This window comes from Phyllobacterium sp., assembly GCF_037994405.1.
Classification (GTDB): domain Bacteria; phylum Pseudomonadota; class Alphaproteobacteria; order Rhizobiales; family Rhizobiaceae; genus Phyllobacterium.
This window is the reverse complement of sequence record NZ_JBBNAN010000470.1, coordinates 1-3,900: the sequence shown is the minus strand read 5'-3', so window position 1 is coordinate 3,900 and position 3,900 is coordinate 1. Positions and strand designations below refer to the sequence as shown.

Below are 3,900 nucleotides of genomic sequence, written 5' to 3'. Positions count from 1 at the left end.
GGCTCATCGCGTCTTACGAATACATGATCGTCATCAAGATGAGAGAATTGCAGCGGCGGGAACTCGGCCTCTCCATATGATCAGCGCTCAACCGTATATCGCGATGACAGTGCTGGAACGCCAACGGCGTGGAGGGAAAACCTTCGTCGCCGGATTTGGACTGGCAGGAGTGCTCATGATAGCGGCGATCATCCTGGCGTTTATTCTGGCCAACCCGCTATTGGCGGTTCGCGATCCTGTCAGCAAGGCGGACGTGATCGTCGTTCTCGGGGGGGATGGACCTCCGCGAGCTGCCTGGGCAGCCGGTCTGTGGCTGAAGGGAGTTGCACCGCGCGTCCTGATCAGCGGCGACGGCGATTGTTACTGGATCCGCGAGGCGATGATCGATCGCGGCGTCGATAGGCGGGCAATCGTCACCGAATGCCAGTCAGGATCCACCTGGGAGAACGCTCTTTTTTCCGCCCCGATATTGAAGCAAATGAATGCGCGCAGTGCTGTCCTGGTGACGAGCTGGTACCATTCGCGCCGTGCGATGGCGAGCTTCGCGGCGACCTCGAAAGATATTCACTGGATGTCGGATCCGGTCGAGCCCGACGAACCGCTATGGGACGTTGGATTGAGCCATGACGGTATTCAACTTCTGAAGGAATATCCGAAAACACTTTGGTATGCTGCTCGGTTATTTCTAGGCATCGAACCGGCCAGCCGCCCCGTCTCATTCCCTTCCCGCGAGGTCACACCATGAATTGGCTTGTAACATGGTTGATGCTGATCACAGTGATGATGTTACTCCTGTGGGGATTTGCACGGGGCGAAAGGATGTACCAGTTCCCTTTCTTGGTCGGCGTCATTACCTTCGCGTTCGTCTTGCCGCAGATCCCCGCCCTGGCAGATGATCCCTTCCTCCCCGAAGGCGCTTACATCAGGACGATTGCCTTTTCGATTATTTGCCTGGCGATGTGCTGGCTTGGCTGGTCTGCCAACGCCAAACCCTTCCGGTTCTTTCGCTGGGACTTTGACGAGAAGCGGCTCATCATTGCCGCGTATCTCCTTTCGATCACCGGGGCGTATTTCTATTTCAAGCTCAGCCGGTTGCCGGGTGATGTCTCGGTGGGTGTCCAGATGAGCGGAGCGCCAGTCGTATGGCTCTTTTTTGCGCGCTTCATGAACTATGGACTGGCAATAGCAGCCCTTTGCCTTGCCCGCCGTTTTTCCTGGATAACGCTGCTGATCATCGGCATGGATCTTGTCTTCTATCTGGACCGGATCGTGGTCACCGGAAAGCGTGCGGAGGCGGTCGAGCTGGTGGTGATCTTTGCTCTGGCGTACTGGTTCTACAGGGGCTGGGTCATGCCCCGCACACTCGTGCTGGCGGGCATGATTGCGGGGATGTTCCTCATGAGCAGCATGAGTGACTATCGTGACGTTACCAGGGCCAATCGCACGGCGATATGGGACGACGTCTCGCGGATCGATATTGCCGCCAATTTCGATAATCTGCTGAAAAACGGCGGACCTGAAATGCGAAACGCAGTGCTGCGCATATACAACACCGAACAAGTCATGGAATTCGATTATGGTCTGTTCCATTGGAACCGGCTCGTGTTCAATTATGTGCCTGCGCAGTTGGTGGGTGAAAGGCTGAAAGAATCCTTGAGATTTGAGCTCCCATCGCTAGGGCGGGAGTACAACCCGTTGACCGGCACAACGGAAACCGGAATGGCCGATGCGTTCTCTTCATTCTGGTATTTCGGCGCCCTGAAATTTCTCCTGCTGTCCTATGTCGTCCGGAGGATATGGGTCTCTGCGAACACGGGCGAAATGTCAGCCCAGCTCGTCTACATGCTGTCGATCGTACCTGCCATGCATGCCATATCGCATCAGACAGACTGGGCGCTTATAGTCTGGGTCCATATGCTGATCTTCCTGTTGCCGACGCTTACTTTGTGTCGAAGCCGGTCAAGAGGCTTTCATTCCTACTCACCCGCCGAAGCACCAGGTCCGGTCGGTCTCCGGCTTGTGGCGTCGAATTGAGGAACAATCCCATGCGATCTCGCTACAACGACCCGACATTCGATGCCACCGCACAACCGCTGCCTCGCTTCGGAGGCGCTACGTTTGCACTAAGGTTCCGGATCATGCGGCTGTTATGGACCGTCTGCTGGCTGCTGTTGGCGGCCTGGACACCGTCCTTTTTCAGCCCGTGGCGCGGCTGGCTGCTCCGGCGGTTCGGTGCACGCATCCATTCTACGGCGATCATACGCAGCAGCGTGAAGATCTGGTGGCCGGGCAATCTAACGATGGGAAAGCACGCGTCCATGGGGCCTGGCGTGATCTGTTACAATGTAGCGGAGATTACAATCGAGGACTTCGCCATCGTTTCCCAGCGCACGCACCTGTGTACTGGAACACATGATGTGGATGACGAGGGTTTCCCGCTGAAAAGCCGGCCAATCATCATTCGTTCCAACGCCTGGATTGCAGCGGAAGCATTTGTGGGGCCTGGGGTTGTTGTCGGCGAGGGTGCCGTGCTTGGCGCCCGCGGTGTAGCGGCTGGTAAGCTCGATCCCTGGACGATCTATGTGGGAAATCCAGCCAAACCGGTCCGAAACCGCAAGGGATCCGCCGCCGCTCAGTGATCTGCGGCCGGCACCAGCCTTCGCGGGTTCACGACATTCTTTATCCCGCGGTTGTCACCGGAGGTATAGCCCTTGATCGTCTGCTCGGCGATGCGCGGCCAGGTGTAGTTTTCGCGGACCAGCCGCTGGCCGTTGCTTCCCATGGCCGACGCCATTGCCGGACTGTCCAATATGCTCGCAAGCGCAGCAGCCACTTCAACCGCATCAAGCGATACGACCGCTCCAGCATGCGCTGATTTGACCTCGGGAAAGTGACACGCATCGCTGATTACCACCGGCAGGCCGCAGGCCATTGCTTCGGTAATGGCAACACTGAAGCCCTCCTGACGGCTTGGGAGGCAAAAACAGGTGGCGTCCACCAGCGCACGCAACTTGTCGCTGCCATAGAGCGGACCAACGATATGGACCCTGTCCTTCATGCCCAGCTGATTGACGAGTGCGACGAAGCCATCTCTCGCACCATCGTCGGGACCTGCCACCACGAGATTGACATCTGGATGCGATCTGGCGAGCTGGGCGAATGCCGCCGCCAGAATGTCCAACCCCTTCTTGGTATGAAGTCGTGAAAGAAAAAAGACAATGCGCTTTCCATCAAGCTCTGGCAGAAGCTCGCGAAAGAAGCCCTTTTGAGGCAATGCGGCAAACTCCTCCAGGAAGATGCCGTTTGGGATGATGAGGTTGGGAGCACGGAGCCCAAGCGGACCGAGCAGCTGGGCTTCATCCGTATTTAGCGCCAGAATAAATTTTGCCCGGTCGAGCATCTTTCGATAGCCGAGAAACAGCGCCAACTGCTTCTTCAGGCGCTTTTGGCTCATGCTCCAGACGTCGAGCATTCCGTGCGGTTCCAAGCAATAGGGGACGAGGTTTTGCCTCGCAATGCTTGCTGCATTCTTCAGTATGGACTCCCAAACACCGTGGATATGGACAAATGATGCATCCTTCAGCAGCGTGCGCAGGAGCCGGGAAGCCTTGTAGCCCAGCAGGCGCTCGATCCGGTCGGGATCTCTAAGAAGGTGCCAGCGAATATTCGAGAAATAGGGCACGTCCCTGGCTGACAAGAATGCGCGATCCTGGGTTTCAATGCCACCATAGCTGATGATGTGTACGTCATGCCCCAAGGCTGATTGCGCTGCCGCCAAACGCACGCAGCCGCCTTGCGGACCTCCCTTGGCGGGATCGATCGAGGAGATGACATGGACTATTTTCATGCGGCACACTGCCTGTTTGAGGATCGTTCTGGTGCTTCGGACCTGCTCATGAG

General features: G+C 57.1%; 4 protein-coding genes. 3 read left to right on the top strand and 1 reads right to left on the bottom strand.

Annotated elements, in window-relative coordinates; genetic code table 11:
• Positions 1–76: 76 nt before the first annotated feature.
• Genes AAAC48_RS25980 through AAAC48_RS25970 form a run of 3 tightly spaced genes read left to right on the top strand, consistent with a single transcriptional unit; the run spans position 77 to position 2,639 of the window.
• A complete protein-coding gene (locus AAAC48_RS25980) occupies positions 77–745 on the top strand; it encodes a YdcF family protein (protein WP_340656966.1) in 669 nt (222 codons plus the stop codon).
• Positions 742–2,034, top strand: a complete 1,293-nt coding sequence (locus tag AAAC48_RS25975; RefSeq protein WP_340656965.1) for a hypothetical protein — start codon at positions 742–744, stop codon at positions 2,032–2,034. The genes AAAC48_RS25980 and AAAC48_RS25975 overlap by 4 nt, the downstream gene beginning before the upstream one ends.
• Before the next feature lie 11 nt (positions 2,035–2,045).
• Positions 2,046–2,639 carry a putative colanic acid biosynthesis acetyltransferase gene (locus AAAC48_RS25970; protein ID WP_340656964.1) on the top strand — a complete coding sequence of 198 codons (594 nt, stop codon included), beginning with the start codon at positions 2,046–2,048 and terminating at the stop codon, positions 2,637–2,639.
• On the opposite strand, the gene AAAC48_RS25965 is transcribed toward AAAC48_RS25970, so the two are convergent.
• A partial coding sequence (locus AAAC48_RS25965) for a glycosyltransferase (RefSeq protein WP_340656963.1) occupies positions 2,633–3,900 on the bottom strand: 1,268 nt, incomplete at its 5' end. The genes AAAC48_RS25970 and AAAC48_RS25965 overlap by 7 nt on opposite strands.